Consider the following 17,140-nt stretch of genomic DNA (forward strand, 5'->3'; position numbering starts at 1 on the left):
GCGGACGTTGCCGTCCGCCGCATTTGCCCCCTGACGCTCCGCTTCTTTCGATCCGCCAGCGGAGCTTATTTCTTCAGCGCGAACACCCAGATGACGCCGCCCTGCGGCACATTGGATTCGATGCCGATATTGTTGGTCGCGAGCGCATCCTGGATGCGCTGCGCGTCCACACCCCAACCCGACTGGATCGCGATGTATTGCGTGCCGTCGATCTCATAGGACACCGGCATGCCCATGATGCCGGAGTTGGTCTTCTGCTCCCACAACAGCTCGCCGGTCTTGGCATTGAAGGCACGGAAGTTGCGATCGTTGGTGCCGCCGACGAAGATCAGATCGCCCGCGGTCGCCGTCACCGAGCCGAACAACTGCGACTTCGGGAAGTTGTGCTGCCAAACCTTCTTGCCCGTGGCGGGGTCCCAGGCCTGGAGCTCGCCGAAATGGTCCGCGCCGGGCTTCGCTTTCAGGCCGATGTCCTCCGGCTTGGTGCCGAGCCAGAGCTCGCCGGGCTTCAGCGCGATCTTCTCGCCGGTGAAGCCGCCGCAGAAGTTCTCGTTGGCCGGCACGTAGACGAGCTTAGTCCTTTCGCTGTAGGCCGCCGACGGCCAGTCCTTGCCGCCCCACAGCGACGGGCAGAACTCGACTCGCTTGCCGATCACCGGCTTGTGCGCGGGATCGACGATCGGCTTGCCGCTCTCGGCATCGATGCCCTTCCAGACATCGGTGGAGACGAACGGCCAGCCGGCGACGTAGTTGATCTTGGTCGGCGTGCGCTCGAGCACCCAGAAGATCGCGTCGCGGCCCGGATGGACCAGGCTCTTGATGTTGCGGCCGTCGCGTTGCAGATCGATCAGCATCGGCGCCTCGACCTCGTCCCAGTCCCAGGAATCGTTCTGGTGGTACTGGTGATAGGTCTTGATCTTGCCGTTGTTCGGATCGAGCGCCAGCACCGAGGATGTGTAGAGATTGTCGCCGGGATGCATCTCGCCCGGCCATGGCGCGGCGTTGCCGACGCCCCAGTAGATCGTTTTGGTGTCCTTGTCGTAATTGCCGGTCATCCAGGCCGAGCCGCCGCCGTTCTTCCAGTCGTCGCCCTGCCAGGTGTCGTGACCGGGCTCGCCTTCGCCGGGGATGGTGTAGGTCCGCCACAGCTCCTTGCCGTCCTTGGCATCATAGGCGGCGACATAGCCGCGCACGCCGAACTCGCCGCCGGAGCCGCCGACGATGACCTTGCCGTCGACGATCAGCGGCATCAGGGTCATGTACTGACCCTTCTTGTAGTCCTGCACCTTGGTGTCCCACACCACCTTGCCGGTCTTGGCATCGAGCGCGACGACGTGGTCGTCGGTGGTGGCGAGATAGAGCTTGTCCTCCCAGAGGCCGACGCCGCGGCTGGTCGGATGCAGCTGGAACAGGTCGTCGGGAAGCTGCCGCTTGTAACGCCAATATTCGTCGCCGGTCTTCGCGTTCAGCGCGATCACCTGCCCCATCGGGGTTGCCACGAACATCACGCCGTTGTTGACGATCGGCGGCGCCTCGTGGCCTTCGACCACGCCGGTGGCGAAGGTCCAGACCGGCGTGAGATTCTTCACGTTCGAGGTGTTGATCTGGTCGAGCGGGCTATAGCCCTGCCCATCATAGGTGCGCCGATAGAGCATCCAGTTGCCGGGCTCCGGATTTTCCAGCCGCTGCGACGTGACCGGTGCGTAATTCTCGATCGGGCCCGACACGGCAGCTGTCGAGGCAAGGCAGGTGAAGGCGACGAAGCCGGACAGTAACCATTGCTTCCTGGTCATGGACGTTTCCCCTTTTCATCCGTTTGAATTCTTGATTTGAATTCTTTGTCGTTCGTCCCGTCGTCCGCCTATCGGCGGATGCGGCCTCTCGCGACGCGGGCGCAGCCCGCTCGTCGGTCATCCCGGCTGCGCGCCACCTACCTTTCCGATGAAATTGCCGGCGACGCTGAGCGAGCCGTCAGCGAGCTCCAGCGGCAATGCCGCGAGCCGTCGCGGCGCCGGCCCGAACACGACCTGCGCGCCCGCGCGGGGATCGTATTCGGAGTTGTGGCACACGCACTTGAACACTTCCTTCTCGCCGACGTCGCTCTTGACCCAGGCGGTGACGGGGCAGCCGGCATGGGCGCAGATCGCGGAATAGGCGATGATGCCGTCGACGGCACGCGCGCGAGTCTTCTCGTCGAGCTCGGCGGGATCGAGCCGGATGACCAGGATCTCGTTCAGCCGCGAGGCGCTGCGCACCACCGATGTCTTGGGATCCTTTGGCCAGGCATGGACCGGCGGTCCGCCAACCGGCAGATCGGCCGCCGCGACGAGCTTCCCCTCCTGATCGCCTTCGGAGAAGACAAGCAGATCGCCCTTCTGAGGCCGTTCGTCCGAGCCGGGCGGATCCTCCCCCGCGCGCGCTTGCGTGGAACAGCCAAGGCAGGCTGTGGTGACGAGCGCACCCAGCAGGAGCGTTCGCCGCGTCTGTTCGGCGCCCGCGTCGTTTTCAGGTTCCGCAATTTTCTCGGAAGGTGACGAATTGCTGGTGAAGGATGCGCTCGACATGCACGTTAGCAGGCGCTGGAACTCTGCCGAAAACAAGGCGAAGAATTGGCGCCGCAGTGCATCAATATGTCTTTGCTCGCTTTGATTGAGCGAGGGTGAACGCATTCAAGCGCGTTTTCGCAATTTCAACGTCTCATTGCGCGACCAGCATGATGATTTTGCAGATCAGACAGATCATGCTGGAATTGGTGCACCGCGCTATCCGTCGCGCGACGCAAACTCGTCGCTTCAGGACCGGAGCACGTGACGCGGCGATGCGATACGGCCGGCGACCGTCGCCGACGCCATTTCAAAACTGTCGGCGATACGCCGTGCCTTGTCGATGAAGAGCGCGGCTGCCGCGGGCGGGCAGACGTCGCGCGCGGTCTGTTCGAACAGATCGAGCCAGCGGTCGAAATGATCGCCAACTAGGCTCAGCGGCAGATGCGCCCGCATCGGCGAGCCATGATAGCGGCCGCTCATCAGCACGACCGACGACCAGAAATCCCTGAGCTTGGCCAGATGCTCGTCCCAATTCTGCACGATCGCAAAGACGGGGCCGAGCAGGGCGTCCTCGCGCACGCGTCCGTAGAAGCGGGTAACGAGTTCCCCGATCATCTCCTCGGTGATCCCGGTGCGCTCGATCGCATCCTGGGTCAGCAGGTTCCGCCGCGCGGCCGCCGCCTCGCGCTCGGCCTTCAATCGATCCGACATGTCCTTTATTATCCGTTCCGTTGGTCCCGCAGGCCGCCCGTTCGACATTGTCGGACCAATTGCGCGCGACGTCTTTGTCGCAGCGCAAATCGCGGGGATCGGGCGGCGACGCTTCGTGACCGCCGCCCAGGCCGTGATCAGGCGCTATAGGTGTAGAAGCCCTGCCCGGTCTTGCGGCCGAGATGGCCGGCATCGACCATCTCCTTGAGCAAGGGGGCTGGACGATATTTGGGGTCGTTGAAGCCTTTGTAAAAGACCTCCATCACCGAAAGCATGGTGTCGAGCCCGACGAGATCGGCGAGTGCCAGCGGCCCGATCGGATGGTTGCAGCCGAGCTTCATGCCGGCATCGATTTCTTCCGCCGTCGCGATCCCCTCCTGGAGCGCGAAGATCGCCTCGTTGATCATCGGGCACAGGATGCGATTGACGGCGAAGCCCGGGCTGTTCTTGGCCGTGATCGCGACCTTGCCGACGCGCTTGGCGAAATCGAGCGCCTTGGCATGGGTGTCGTCGGAGGTCTGCAAGCCGCGGATGAGCTCCAGCAGCGCCATCACCGGCACCGGGTTGAAGAAGTGCATGCCGATGAAGCGGTCGGGACGATCGGTCGCCGCGGCGAGCTTGGTGATCGAGATCGACGAGGTGTTGGTCGCGACCAGCGTGCGCGGCGACAGCGTCGCGCAGAGATCCTTCAGGATCTTGACCTTGAGTTCCTCGTTCTCGGTCGCGGCCTCGATGACGAGGTCGCAATCCGACAGCTTCGCCCGGTCGGTCGTGCCGGTGATGCGCTTGAGCGTGGCCTCGCGATCCGCCGCCGACATCTTCTCCTTCTTGACGAGCCGCTCGAGGCTGCCACCGACGGTCGAAAGTCCGCGGTTCACCGCCGCGTCGGAAATGTCGACCATCACGACCGAGAGACCGGCCGCCGCGCAGACCTGCGCGATGCCGTTCCCCATGGTCCCTGCCCCGATGATGCCAACGGTTTGGATCATTGCGTCACATCCTTCTACCTTGCGGGCGTGCCTGTGGCGGCCCAGCCCCATTGTTCCTGCATCAGGGTCTAGCACCGCCGCCGGGCGGGTGCGACCTGATCCTGCCTCTTCCTTAAAGCATCCAAGGTGGGAATAAAGCCGACTTTCGGCCGCGAAAGGGCGTGATTCGGCGGCCTGGCCGGCGGTTTGCCCCGCCCGCCCCTGCCAGGCGCCTCGCGGCGAAAGGACGGGATCGATGCCCGGCAGGCTTCTGACCAGACCCGATCTACTTCGATCGGACGATGCGGTGCTCACTGATGGTGTGGTGTAGTTGCGCCATGGCCAACGCGAACGCTTCGCGACGCCATTGTGACATAGCCCACATCGGCTTCGTGCCCCACCTGTCAGCGTGGTGCCCCATGAAGAAGAATATCAAGCTCCCAATCATCCTCACCGCTCTGCTCGTCGCCACGCAAAGCCTGGCAGCCGAGACCAAAGGAGCGGGCTCAACCTTCGTTTCGCCCGTGATTGCGAAATGGATCGACGCATACAAGGCCAGGACAGGCAACGCCGTCAGCTACCAAGCGGTCGGCTCGAGCATCGGCGTCGGCTTGATCAAGAAGGAAGCCGTCGATTTCGGCGCGAGCGACATGCCGCTCGATCCCAAGGAGCTCGACAAGCTTGGCCTGATGCAATTCCCGATCGTGATCGGGGGCGTCGTGCCAGTGGTCAACATCGACGGCGTCAGGCCGGGACAGATCCGCTTCACGGGGCAGGTGCTCGCCGACATCTATCTCGGCAAGCTCAAGTCCTGGAACGATCCGGCCATTCGCGCGATCAATCCCGACATCAGATTGCCGAACGCGCCGATCACAGTGGTCCATCGCAGCGACGGATCCGGCACGACCTTCAACTGGTCGAACTATCTCTCGAAGGTCAGCCCGCAATGGAAGTCGAGCGTGGGTGAAGGCACCTCGGTCGAATGGCCGCTCGGAGTGGGCGGCAGGGGCAATGACGGTGTCGCCTCGCTCGTCAGTCTCGTTCCCGGCTCGATCGGTTATCTCGAATACACCTACGCGCTGCAACGGCTCGACAGGATCTCCTTCGGCATCGTGCAGAACAGCGCCGGCAATTTCGTCGTCCCTGACGCCGCATCGTTCCAGGCGCGGCCTCGAACGCGGACTGGAAGGCGGAGAGGGATTTCCATCTCGTCCTCACCGATGCGCCCGGCGAAGACGCCTACCCGATTACGGCGACGACCTTCGTGCTGATGCCGAAAGCTCCAAAATCTCCGGAACGGTCGGCCGCTGCCATCGACTTCGTTCGCTGGTCGCTGGAGAACGGAAAGTCGCAGGCCGAAACGCTCAACTACGTGCCGCTGCCGCCCGCCTTGATCGATCAGGTCGAACGCTATTGGCAGCAGAGCCTCGAGGCGACCCCGACGGTTTCGGCATCGGCCCACAGCAAACACTGAAGGCCAAAGGCGAACCCGGGTAAATTTGGTTTCCAAACTGCTCCATGTGAGTATTCTGTGACCAGCCTGCGCCGGCAAACCTCTCCGTGCTGCAGGCAGAGCCACATGTGCAGGCGGTACGCGACCGATCCGCTGCGTTGCACCACGATACTCGCAGGGAATTAGCCGTGAAACGCCTCCGTAGTCCCGAAATCGACGCTCCCGAGGCATGGCTGCTGGCGCCGACGTTCAGGCACGGATGAACGACTTCACGCAATCTGTCGTCGCCGCCTTCGCGCTGATCGGCGAGGCCGACGCCGAGCTTCTCGGCATCGTCGCATTGTCGGTGCGCGTCAGCCTGACCGCGAGCATCCTCGCGCTGCTGATCGGCGCCCCATTCGGAGCCCTGCTCGCGATCACCCGCTTCCGCGGGCGGCAGGTCATCATCGTGCTCACCAATGCCCTGCTCGGCCTTCCGCCTGTGGTGGTGGGGCTCGCACTCTATCTCCTGCTGTCGCGGTCCGGCCCGCTCGGATCAGCTGGATTGCTGTTCACCCCGGCGGCCATGGTGATCGCGCAGACGCTGCTCGCGACGCCGATCGTGGTAGCGCTGGTGCACCGGCCGGCGAGCCTGCTCTGGGCGGAGTATGGCGACCTGGCACGGATCGACGGGCTGTCGATCCTGCGCAGCATCGGCCTGCTGTTCGCGCTCGGCCGGACCTCGCTGCTGACGGCCTTTCTCGCGGCGTTCGGGCGCGCCATCGCGGAAGTCGGCGCCATCATCATCGTCGGCGGCAACATCCGCGGCTTCACGCGCACGATGACGACCGCGATCGCGCTGGAGACCAGCAAGGGCGACCTGCCGCTGGCACTCGGCCTCGGGCTGATCCTACTCGCACTCAGCGCGGCGGTCTCGACCGTCGCCTTCCTGCTAGTGGGACGCGTTGGGGAAAAATAGCTGCTCGCCGCCGACCTTGTAGCCGGCAATCGCCTCCTGCCCCTTCGAGGAGACCAGCCAGTCGATGAAGGCCTGCCCATCCTGCGCCTTCACGTCGGGATGCTTTGCAGGATTCACCAGCATGACACCGTACTGGTTGAACAGCCGCTTGTCGCCCTCGGTCAAAACAGTGAGCTCGCCCCTGTTCTTGAACGACAGCCAGGTGCCGCGGTCCGACAGAAGATAAGCGTTCGAGGACGAGGCCATGTTGAGCGCCGGGCCCATGCCCTGGCCGATCTCGCGATACCAGCTGTCCTTGCCGGCACCGAGGTCGACGCCCGCCTCCTTCCACAGCCTCAGCTCGGCCGCGTGCGTGCCGGACTTGTCGCCGCGCGAGATGAACGGCGCCTTCGCCGCCGCGATCTTGCGCAGTGCCTCGGCGACATCCTTGCCGCCGGCAATGTGCGCCGGATCGCTCTTCGGCCCGACGATGACGAAGTCGTTGTACATGACGTCGAAGCGCTTCACGCCCTGCCCTTCGGACATGAACTTGTCTTCGGCGGGCCTGTCATGGACGAACACGACATCGGCATCGCCGCGCCGCCCGATGTCCAGCGCCTGCCCGGTGCCGACGGCAACGACCTTCACGTCGATGCCCGCGGCCTTCGAGAACAGCGGCAGCAGATAGCCGAACAGCCCCGACTGTTCGGTCGACGTCGTCGAGGCCACGGTGATGCTGCGATCCTGCGCGGATGCGATGGTGGACCAGAGCAGAAGCGCTCCGACGGCGACTAACTTTCTCATGCGTGGTCCTTACGATAAATGCTCCGGGGTTCCGAACTCCCCTCGCGGGTAACCTACCCTCAAGAGAATGACGCAGGAAGTCACATGGGTAGCGGCTTGATCTTATATCGATCGCAGCTTCTCGATGTTCTGCAATTGGTCCCACCTACATTGACATCAGTGTGACGGCCGGGGCAGTTTTTTGCATTGCTGGCGAATCAGCGATTGCCTCACGCCGAGTACCTCTTGGACAACTCCCAGTGCTTTCGAGACTGATATCGTTGCTGCGCCGCATTCCTGCGGTGAAATGGGCGTTCACCCGGCTTCGGCCCTTGCCGCACAGCGGCAGTATCGACGCCGCGCCGATCGCCGCAAACAACTCGCCCACCGTTGCCGCCGACGTTGTGGAAGCTGCCCCGACTCTCGACGCCGCTATCAGCGGTGCCCCGCGGCCCAGCGAAGCCGAGATTGCGGTCGCGACTCCGGTCGCAGAGGACGACACTGTCACCGCGGAGAGCCCGTCGGCAGCGCCAACCGACATCGACGTCGGAGATCATCCAACCTTGGAGATGCCGGCCGACGTCAAGCCGGCCGCCGTCGAAGAGGCTGCGGTCTCGTCGGTCGAGAGCGAGCCGGTTGATGCTCCCCAAGTCATCGGCGATGACTCGCCCGCCGAACTCCTCGTGAACACTGAACCCGTCGTTGCCGAGGAGGCACCGGTCGCGACCGCCGCCGTCGAGGTCGAGCCGATCGAGGTTCCTGAGCCCGTCATCAGCAGCAATTCCCCTTTCGAATTCCAGGTCGACGTCGAACCCGTCGTCGCGGAAGAAGCACCCATTTCGTCTGCCGGCGTCGCGACTGCCTCGGCCGATGCACCCGTCGTCGACGACAATGCTTCTCACGACCTGCCAGCAGGTGTTGAGCTGGCCGTCGTGGACGACCCCTGTGTCGCGCTTGCCGATAGCAAGATCTCAGCGGAAGGTGTCGCCGAGAGCAGCGCTGGCGGCGACCCATCTCCCAGCGTCGCGGTCAAGATCGAGCCGGTCCTCGCCAATGATTCTGCACCCGTCACGGCGATCGCCGCAGCGGACTCCTCCACGGACGCTCCGAGCGTCGTCACGGACGTCGCGCCGGAGCCGGTTCTCGCGACTCCCGCTCCGGAGATCCTCAGCGCGCGGAAACCTCGGTCGAAGGTCGCGGAACCCGTCGACCGTGCCGCGCTGATCCGGCAGCGCTGGGCTGAGACCGGGATCAGGATGTGGAATCCGCGGCTTCATGGCACCGGCGATGCCACGCTGAACATCCAGGGGAGCATTGGCCTGCTGCCGCCGGCGCCCGGCGAGACGATGCCGCGCTACGACAAGCTGGAATTCAGGGTGCTCGGCGGGCAGATCGTCTGCGAAGGAGTCATCCTCGAGGCGCCCGCGCCGACGGGCCATCGCAGCTTCACCCGCCTCGCCGAGCCACGGAACCTCGATCGGACTTCCAGCCCGATGCGGGAGCGCCAGGCGGCGCTCGCCTGATCTCTTTCCCCTGCGACGACTGCCGCAATGTGCTAGGCTGATGCCCGGACCCGGGAGAGCCGCATGCGGGCAAGGTCGTTGCAACTCGTCGTGATAGCCACCCTCTGCTGCTCGCAAGGCGCCCTTGCGGCTTCGGGCAAGCGGCAGCATCACGCGCCGGCAACGACCTCCACCAATCCGGCGGCGCCCTACAAGGCCGATCGCCTCTCCTCCTCGCGCGGGGAAACGATTCTCAACACGCCCGGCCAGACCACCGTGCTGACGCGGCAGGTTCTCGACGACATGAAGGCGACCAGCCTCCGCGACGCGATGCGCTCGACCGCCGGCGTGACGATCGGGCGCTAGGGCTTTCACCAAACACGCCGTTCTTCCCGCGCGGTTCATGAATTTTCCCAACTCACGGCTGTTGCCTGCACTGCCAGCGACGACGTAACTTGCGCGCCGGTTGAGCCATACGCGCCCGATCAAACGACAAGAACACTGTGGGAGGCAAACTATGAAGAAGCTCGCGGCCGCGCTGTGCGCGCTGGCATTGTTCGCAACTGGAGCACAGGCGCAGACCCTCAAGGATTTCCTGGCAACGGTCATGCAGAAGTGGACGGCGCCGTTCGAACCGTTCCAGCTGATCGGCAACATCTATTATGTCGGTACCGACGGTATCGCTGTCTACGTCATCAAGACATCGCAGGGCCTGATCCTGATGGATACGGCGATGACCCAGTCGACCGGCATGATCAAGGACGACATCGCAAAGCTTGGCTTCAAGGTTTCCGACATCAAATACATCCTCAACACGCACGCGCATCTCGACCACACCGGTGGCTTCGCCGAGATCAAGAAGGAGACCGGCGCACAGCTCGTCGCCGGCGAGCGCGACAGGCCGCTGCTGGAGGGCGGCTACTATCCCGGCGACGAGAAGAACGGGGACCTCACCTTCCCCGCCGTGAAGGTCGACCGCACTGTGAAGGAAGGCGACAAGGTCACGCTCGGCGACACCACGCTGACGGCGCATGCGACGCCCGGCCATTCGCCGGGCTGTACGAGCTGGGAGATGACCGTCAAGGACGGTGGCCAGGACCGCGAGGTGCTGTTCTTCTGTAGCGGCACAGTGGCGCTGAACCGGCTGGTCGGCCAGCCGACTTATCCCGGCATCGTCGACGACTACCGCGCGACCTTCGCCAAGGCCAAGGCGATGAAGATCGACGTGCTGCTCGGGCCGCATCCGGAAGTCTATGGCATGCAGGCCAAGCGCGCGCAGATGAAGGTTGGTGCGCCGAATCCATTCGTCAAGCCGGGCGAGCTCGCAGCCTACGCGAGCGGACTGTCGGATGAATTCGACAAGCAACTCGCCAAGCAGACCGCAGCGCTGGAGAAGAAGTAGCGGCATCACGCGATGCGCTTCACCTCTCCTCGACGAGGAGAGGTGAACGCAGCGACCGGTGCCGCCGACGTGCGGCAATGCGCAGCGCCGATATGCATGGTTAGCAGGACGTAGCCGCAAGCGGCCCGACAGCGCCGAAACACCCGACTCGGCCGCCGCGTATCCTTAACGGAGCCTCACCAATGCACGTGGCCGGTAAACGCCGCAGCAGCGTGCAACCTGCGCTGGCTTTGCGCCCGGAACCCACCTAACGCGACCTTTACCCCCTCCGTGCAAGATCGCCCGGTTTTGAAGGGACCAGGGCTCGTATTGCAATGCCTGCTGCCGATTTGAAATCCCACCTCGCCGCCGCAATGCGGCTGTTTCGCGTGCCGGCCGACAACCCGGACCTGACGCGCGCGCAGTTCGACGCCTTCTCCAAGCAGGTCCCGCTGCTCTACTTCATCCTCATGAGCAACACGATCGCTGTTGCCTATACCTATGTGAACGTGGCGCCTGACTGGCTGACGATGGTGGTGCCGGGCGTCCTCACCGTGCTCGCAGGCTTGCGCACATTCTGGTGGCTGCACCAGCGTCACCTGGTGCGCAGCGACGCCGATATCCTGCGCAATCTGCGCGCCACCAACTGGCTGACGCTGCCGATCGGCGCCGGCTTCACCGCCTGGTCGTTCGCGCTCTACCCTTACGGCGATCCCTTCGCCAAGAGCCAGGTCGCCTTCTACATGGCGGTGACCGTGATCGGCTGCATCTTCTCGCTGATGCACCTGCGCTCCGCGGCGCTGATCGTGACGCTCGTCGTCGACGTGCCCTATGTGCTGTTCTTCTGGGCCACCGGCGAGCCGACGCTGAAGGCGATCGCGGTCAACAACCTGCTGGTTTCAGGCGCGATGGTGACGGTGCTGTTCATCTATTATCGCGACTTCGCCGATCTCGTCGCCAGCCGCAAGTCCCTGCTGGCACAGCAGGCGGCGACCCAGGCGCTCTCGGACGAGAACTTCCGCCTCGCCAATCTCGATTCCCTCACCGAACTGCCGAACCGCCGCCGCTTCTTCGCCGAGCTGTCGAGCGCCTTCGCCGACGCCGAGCGCAGGAAGGTTCGCGTCGCGGTCGGAATCATCGACCTCGACGGCTTCAAGCCGATCAACGACAATTACGGTCACTCGGTCGGCGACCGTGTCCTGATCGAGGCTGGACACCGCATCCGCGAGATCTGCGAAGGCTTCGGCCCGCAGCGCGTCGAGTTCGCCCGGCTCGGCGGCGATGAGTTCGGCCTGGTCGTTTGCGGCGACCTGGACGAGGCGGATCTGACGCGACTTGGCGAACGCATCTGCGATCAGATCAAGCTGCCCTACCAGCTCGACACCGCCCATACCGGACTGTCCTGCTCGACCGGCTTCGCGCTGTTCCCGGACTCCGCGACGACATCGGAGGCGCTCTATGAATGCGCCGATTATTCGCTCTATCACGCCAAGCGTCACCTGCGCGGCCGCACCGTGATCTTCTCGAGCGAGCTCGAGGCCGAGATCCGCAGCCGCGGCGTCATCGAAAACCTGCTCCGCACCGCCGATTTCGGCACCGAGATGGACCTGGTGTTCCAGCCGATCGTGGACGCCATGAGCGAGCACACCGCCGGCTTCGAGGTCCTGGCACGCTGGCACAGCCCGCGCCTCGGGCTGGTTTCGCCGGCCGACTTCATTCCGGCCGCCGAGCGTATCGGCCTGATCAGGCCGCTGACCCAGGCGCTGCTGGTCCGCGCGCTCGCAACTGCCGGGACCTGGCCCGACCACATCCGCCTGTCCTTCAACCTCTCCGCCCACGATGTCTGCGCGGCCGAAGGCATTCTGCCGCTGATCACCATCGTCGAGAAGAGCGGGGTGTCGCCGCACCGCATCGATTTCGAGATCACCGAGACCGCCGTTACCTTCGACTTCGTGCGCGCACATCAGTCGATCGTGGCATTGAAGGCGATGGGCTGCGGCATTTCACTGGATGATTTCGGCACCGGCTATTCCTCGCTGAGCCACGTGCACCGGCTGCCGCTCGACAAGATCAAGGTCGACCGCAGCTTCGTCGCCGACATCAACGAGAATCCGGTGAGCCACAAGATCATCAAGTCGCTCACGGGCCTGTGCGACGACATGGAGATCGCCTGCGTCGTCGAGGGCGTCGAGACCCGTGCGCAGCTCGACACCCTGCGCCGCCTGGGATGCGACTTCATCCAGGGCTACTATTTCGCCAAGCCCATGCCGGCCGACGCGATTGACGACTATCTGGCGAAGGAAGGCCAGCGCCTCGACGGCGCCGGGGCCAAGGTCGTGGCCTGACGTCGTAGCTACTTCGGCAGGCTTGGCAGATCGAGCCCCTTGTCACGGGCGCAGTCGATCGCGATGTCGTAACCCGCGTCGGCATGGCGCATGACGCCGCTGGCGGGATCGTTCCAGAGCACGCGCTCGATCCGCTTTGCGGCTTCCGGCGTGCCGTCGGCGACGATCACCATGCCGGCGTGCTGCGAATAGCCGATGCCGACGCCGCCGCCATGGTGCAGCGAGACCCAGGTCGCGCCGCTGGCGCAATTGAGCAGCGCGTTGAGCAGGGGCCAGTCGGACACCGCATCCGATCCGTCCTTCATCGCCTCGGTCTCGCGGTTGGGGCTCGCCACCGAGCCGCTGTCGAGATGATCGCGGCCGATCACGATTGGCGCCTTCAATTCGCCGCGCGCCACCATCTCGTTGAAGGCAAGGCCGAGGCGATGGCGATCGCCGAGACCGACCCAGCAGATCCGCGCCGGCAGGCCCTGGAACTTGATGCGCTGCTTGGCCATGTCGAGCCAGTTGTGCAGATGCCTGTCGTCGGGCATCAGCTCCTTGACCTTGGCGTCGGTCTTGAAGATGTCTTCGGGATCGCCCGAGAGCGCGGCCCAGCGGAACGGCCCGACGCCGCGGCAGAACAGCGGACGGATATAGGCGGGCACGAAGCCGGGGAAATCGAAGGCGTTCTTCAGGCCCATGTCCTGCGCCATCTGGCGGATGTTGTTGCCGTAGTCGAGCGTCGGAATGCCCTGTGCATGGAAATCCAGCATGGCCTGGACATGCTCGACCATCGAGGTCTTCGAGGCGCGCTCGACCGCCTTCGGATCGGAGGCGCGCTTCGCTTCCCAATCAGCCAGCGTCCAGCCCTTCGGCAAGTATCCGTTGATCGGATCATGCGCGCTGGTCTGGTCGGTGACGATGTCGGGCTTGACGCCGCGGCGCACCAGCTCCGGGAAAATCTCCGCGGCATTGCCGAGCAGGCCAACCGAGACCGCCTTCTTGGTCTTTGCGGCCTCTTCCATGATGGCGAGCGCTTCGTCGAGCGTTGCAGCCTGCCGATCGAGATAGCCGGTGCGCAGCCGCATCTCGATCCGGCTCGGCTGGCATTCGACCGCGAGCATCGAAGCCCCGGCCATGGTCGCAGCCAGCGGCTGCGCGCCGCCCATGCCGCCGAGGCCGGCGGTCAAGATCCACTTGCCGGCGAGGCTGCCGCCATAATGGCGACGACCGACCTCGACAAAGGTCTCGTACGTGCCCTGCACGATGCCCTGGCTGCCGATATAGATCCAGGAGCCCGCCGTCATCTGGCCGTACATCATCAGGCCCTGGCGATCGAGCTCGTTGAAATGATCGAGCGTCGCCCAATGCGGCACGATGTTGGAGTTCGCGATCAGCACACGCGGCGCGTCGGCGTGGGTGCGGAACACACCGACCGGCTTGCCGGACTGGACCAGCAGCGTCTGGTCGCCCTCGAGCTTGCGCAAGGCCGTTGTGATCCGGTCAAAACTCTCCCAGTCACGTGCGGCACGGCCGATGCCGCCATAGACCACGAGCTCGCTCGGGCGCTCGGCGACATCAGGATCGAGATTGTTCATCAGCATGCGCAGCGGCGCTTCCGTGAGCCAGCTCTTGGCGCTGATGTCGCTGCCGCGTGGCGCGCGGATGGTGCGGTCATTGTCCAGTCGGCGGTTCATGCCAGTACCTCTTTAGTCAAGTCTCGGAAACGGATCAGATGGAAGCGCCGTGAGCGCCGTGGCCGGCAGCGCATCGGCTTCGACGAGCGCGGCGGCGCTGGCGAGATCGCCGGCCATGTAGCGGTCGGCGCCGAGCGCGGGCACCTTGTCGCGAAGCGCCGCGATGACGACAGCGAGTGGTGAACTCGTCGCATGCGGCGCGCGCAGCGTGATGCCCTGCGCTGCGACCAGAAGCTCGATGCCGAGGATCGCGGCAAGATTGTCCGCCATGTCGGACAGACGCCGCGCGGCGTGCGCGGCCATCGAGACATGGTCTTCCTGGTTGGCGCTGGTCGGCGTCGAATCGATCGAGCAGGCAGCTGCGCGCTGCTTGTTCTCGGCATAGAGCGCGGCCGCCGTCACCTCGGCGATCATGAAGCCGGAATTGATGCCGGGATCGGGGGTGAGGAACGGCGGCAGGCCGAAATTGAGCGCGGGATCGACCAGCGTCGCGATGCGCCGCTCGCTGATTGCGCCGATCTCCGACAATGCGAGCGCGATTTGGTCGGCGGCAAAGGCCACCGGCTCCGCATGGAAATTGCCGCCGGAGACGATCTCACCGGTCTCGACAAGGACGAGCGGATTGTCGGTGACGGCGTTGGCCTCGACGATCAAGCTGCGCGCGGCCTGCGTGATCAGGTCGAGCGCGGCGCCTGCGACCTGCGGCTGGCAGCGCAGGCAATAGGGATCCTGCACGCGCTCGTCGCCTTCGAGATGCGACAGGCGGATGTCGCTGCCGTCGAGCAGCGCGGTCAGCGTCGCCGCCGCGGCGATCTGCCCGGCATGGCCGCGCAGCGCCTGGATTTCAGGGCGGAACGGTGCCGTCGAGGCCATCGCCGCATCCACCGACAGCGCACCGGTGACGAGCGCAGCACGGGCCAGACGAAATGCGCGCAGCACACCGGCCATGGCGTAGGCGGTTGAGAACTGCGTGCCGTTGATCAGCGCAAGGCCTTCCTTGGGGCCCAGGGTCAGCGGCGCAATGCCGGCGGCGGCGAGCGCCTCGCTGCCCGACACGATCTTGCCGTCGGCGACCGCCTGCCCCTCGCCGATCATCACTGCCGTCATGTGCGCAAGCGGGGCGAGATCGCCGGAGGCACCGACCGAGCCCTGCTGCGGCACCAGCGGATAGACGCCCCGCGCCAGCATGGCCTGCAGCTGCTCGATCACCTCCCGGCGTACGCCCGAGGCGCCGCGACCGAGCGAGATGATCTTCAGCGCCATCATCAGGCGGACAATCGGCTCCGGCGTCGCCGCGCCGACGCCGCAGCAATGCGAGACGATGAGGTTGCGCTGGAGCAGCGCGGTCTGATCGGGCGGAATGCGCTTCGAGGCCAGCTTACCGAAGCCGGTGTTGATGCCATAGACAGGCGTGTCGGCGCGCGCCGCCTTCGCGACGATCTCCGCCGCCGCCTCGACCCGCGGCCAGAACGCGGGATCGAGCACGACGGATTGACCTGCAAGCACACGCGCAAGATCGTCGAGGCTGACCGTTCCCGGTTTGACGACGACTGCGGCGCCCTGCTCGATCATTTTCCTCTCCAGACCCGGCGGTGCAGCGGATTGAACCCGATGCGGTAGACGAGCTCGGCGGGACGCTCGATGTCCCATATCGCGAGATCGCACCATTTGCCGGCCTCCAGCGTGCCGGCCTCATCGAGCACGCCAAGCGCCCGCGCGCCTTCGCGCGTGACGCCGGCAAGGCATTCGGCGACCGTCATCCGGAACAGCGTCGCGCCCATGTTCATGGCAAGCAGGAGCGATGTCAGCGGTGAGCTGCCGGGATTGCAGTCGGTCGCCAGCGCCATGGGAACGCCGTGCTTGCGGAACGCTTCGACCGGCGGCTTCTGCGTCTCCCGGATGAAATAGAATGCGCCGGGCAACAGCACGGCTACCGTGCCGGCCCTCGCCATCGCGGCGGCGCCGGCTTCGTCGGTATGCTCCAAATGATCGGCTGAAAGCGCCGAGAATTTCGCGGCAAGCGCAGCACCGCCAAGATTCGACAGCTGATCGGCATGGAGCTTGACCGGCAATCCCAACACCCTCGCCGCCTCGAACACCCGCGCCGTCTGCTCAGCCGAAAACGCGATGCCTTCCATGAAGGCATCGACGGCGTCGGCCAGAGCAGCCTTTGCGACAGCCGGCAACATCTCCTTGCAGACGAGATCGATATAACGGTCCTTGTCGCCGTCCGCCTCGACCGGCAATGCGTGTGCGCCGAGGAAGGACGTGCGGATTGCAACCGGCCGGTGACGGCCGAGGCTGCGCGCGGCTGAGAGTTGCCGCATCTCGGTCTCGGCGTCGAGGCCATAGCCGGACTTGACCTCGACCGTGGTGACGCCCTCGCCAATCAGGGCATCGAGCCGCGGCAGCGCGCTCGCGACAAGCTCGGCTTCGCTCGCCTTGCGCGTCGCGGCCACCGTCGAGACGATGCCGCCGCCGGCGCGCGCGATCTCTTCGTAGCTCGCACCCTTCAGGCGCAGCTCGAACTCATGCGCGCGGTTGCCGCCATAGACGAGATGGGTGTGGCAGTCGACGAGGCCCGGCGTGATCCAGCGCCCCTCGCAATCGATCCGCTCGATCGCGTCGGCATCCGCCGGGAAGTCCGCCGCTCCGCCCGCATAGAGAATGTGGCCGCCGCGCGCAGCGATCACGCCACGCTCGATCTCGCCGAGATCGGGACGGTCGGCCCGCATCGTGGCGAGCCGGGCGTTATGCCAGATCCGGTCGAAGCGCTCTGCCATGCAACGGTCCCTTCGTGGGATGCTTGACTTATATGTCTAGACATATAATCGT

Annotated in this window: 13 protein-coding genes and 1 pseudogene; 6 read left to right on the forward strand and 8 right to left on the reverse strand. The window is 65.0% G+C overall.

Translation table 11 applies throughout. From position 1 onward, the window contains the following. Nucleotides 1–65: 65 nt before the first annotated feature. From GPL20_RS01470 to GPL20_RS01485, 4 genes are all read right to left on the reverse strand, one after another. On the reverse strand, nucleotides 66–1,793 hold the full coding sequence (locus GPL20_RS01470) for a methanol/ethanol family PQQ-dependent dehydrogenase (RefSeq protein WP_157327014.1): 1,728 nt from the start codon (nucleotides 1,791–1,793) through the stop codon (nucleotides 66–68). 117 nt (nucleotides 1,794–1,910) lie between these two features. Beyond that, a complete protein-coding gene (locus GPL20_RS01475) occupies nucleotides 1,911–2,564 on the reverse strand; it encodes a QcrA and Rieske domain-containing protein (protein WP_157327015.1) in 654 nt (217 codons plus the stop codon). Nucleotides 2,565–2,792: 228 nt separating this feature from the next. Further along, on the reverse strand, nucleotides 2,793–3,257 hold the full coding sequence (locus GPL20_RS01480; protein ID WP_157327016.1) for a group III truncated hemoglobin: 465 nt from the start codon (nucleotides 3,255–3,257) through the stop codon (nucleotides 2,793–2,795). A 137-nt stretch (nucleotides 3,258–3,394) separates the two neighbouring features. After that, the gene (locus GPL20_RS01485) at nucleotides 3,395–4,246 is read right to left on the reverse strand and encodes a 3-hydroxybutyryl-CoA dehydrogenase (RefSeq protein ID WP_036007996.1); all 852 of its coding nucleotides are present in this window, start codon (nucleotides 4,244–4,246) and stop codon (nucleotides 3,395–3,397) included. 398 nt (nucleotides 4,247–4,644) lie between these two features. Between GPL20_RS01485 and pstS the strand changes: the two are divergent. Together pstS and GPL20_RS01495 are read left to right on the forward strand one after the other, a co-directional pair. Then, nucleotides 4,645–5,699: pseudogene (pstS, locus tag GPL20_RS01490) on the forward strand (phosphate ABC transporter substrate-binding protein PstS). A 238-nt stretch (nucleotides 5,700–5,937) separates the two neighbouring features. Beyond that, the gene (locus GPL20_RS01495; protein WP_157327436.1) at nucleotides 5,938–6,636 is read left to right on the forward strand and encodes an ABC transporter permease; all 699 of its coding nucleotides are present in this window, start codon (nucleotides 5,938–5,940) and stop codon (nucleotides 6,634–6,636) included. Here the strand turns inward: GPL20_RS01495 and GPL20_RS01500 are convergent. Continuing rightward, complete coding sequence (locus GPL20_RS01500; RefSeq protein WP_157327017.1) at nucleotides 6,610–7,419, reverse strand: ABC transporter substrate-binding protein; 810 nt, start codon at nucleotides 7,417–7,419, stop codon at nucleotides 6,610–6,612. The genes GPL20_RS01495 and GPL20_RS01500 overlap by 27 nt on opposite strands. Before the next feature lie 260 nt (nucleotides 7,420–7,679). On the opposite strand from GPL20_RS01500, the gene GPL20_RS01505 reads away from it, so the two are divergent. The 4 genes from GPL20_RS01505 to GPL20_RS01520 all read left to right on the forward strand — a co-directional run bounded on the left by GPL20_RS01505 (nucleotide 7,680) and on the right by GPL20_RS01520 (nucleotide 12,626). After that, nucleotides 7,680–8,921 (forward strand): hypothetical protein, encoded by a 1,242-nt coding sequence (locus tag GPL20_RS01505; protein ID WP_157327018.1) that lies wholly within the window; start codon nucleotides 7,680–7,682, stop codon nucleotides 8,919–8,921. A 63-nt stretch (nucleotides 8,922–8,984) separates the two neighbouring features. Then, nucleotides 8,985–9,266 (forward strand): TonB-dependent receptor plug domain-containing protein, encoded by a 282-nt coding sequence (locus GPL20_RS01510; protein ID WP_157327019.1) that lies wholly within the window; start codon nucleotides 8,985–8,987, stop codon nucleotides 9,264–9,266. A gap of 151 nt (nucleotides 9,267–9,417) precedes the next feature. After that, complete coding sequence (blaBJP, locus tag GPL20_RS01515; RefSeq protein ID WP_157327020.1) at nucleotides 9,418–10,302, forward strand: BJP family subclass B3 metallo-beta-lactamase; 885 nt, start codon at nucleotides 9,418–9,420, stop codon at nucleotides 10,300–10,302. Nucleotides 10,303–10,616: 314 nt separating this feature from the next. Further along, complete coding sequence (locus GPL20_RS01520) at nucleotides 10,617–12,626, forward strand: putative bifunctional diguanylate cyclase/phosphodiesterase (protein WP_157327021.1); 2,010 nt, start codon at nucleotides 10,617–10,619, stop codon at nucleotides 12,624–12,626. 8 nt (nucleotides 12,627–12,634) lie between these two features. On the opposite strand, the gene hutU is transcribed toward GPL20_RS01520, so the two are convergent. From hutU to hutI, 3 genes are read right to left on the reverse strand one after another with little or no spacing between them, the layout of a single operon-like run. Beyond that, nucleotides 12,635–14,305, reverse strand: a complete 1,671-nt coding sequence (gene hutU / locus GPL20_RS01525; RefSeq protein ID WP_157327022.1) for a urocanate hydratase — start codon at nucleotides 14,303–14,305, stop codon at nucleotides 12,635–12,637. 12 nt (nucleotides 14,306–14,317) lie between these two features. Continuing rightward, on the reverse strand, nucleotides 14,318–15,877 hold the full coding sequence (hutH, locus tag GPL20_RS01530) for a histidine ammonia-lyase (RefSeq protein ID WP_157327023.1): 1,560 nt from the start codon (nucleotides 15,875–15,877) through the stop codon (nucleotides 14,318–14,320). Then, nucleotides 15,874–17,088 (reverse strand): imidazolonepropionase, encoded by a 1,215-nt coding sequence (hutI, locus tag GPL20_RS01535; protein WP_157327024.1) that lies wholly within the window; start codon nucleotides 17,086–17,088, stop codon nucleotides 15,874–15,876. The genes hutH and hutI overlap by 4 nt, the downstream gene beginning before the upstream one ends. Nucleotides 17,089–17,140: the final 52 nt, after the last annotated feature.

Origin of the sequence: Bradyrhizobium cajani (genome assembly GCF_009759665.1) — a bacterium.
Lineage (GTDB): Bacteria > Pseudomonadota > Alphaproteobacteria > Rhizobiales > Xanthobacteraceae > Bradyrhizobium > Bradyrhizobium cajani.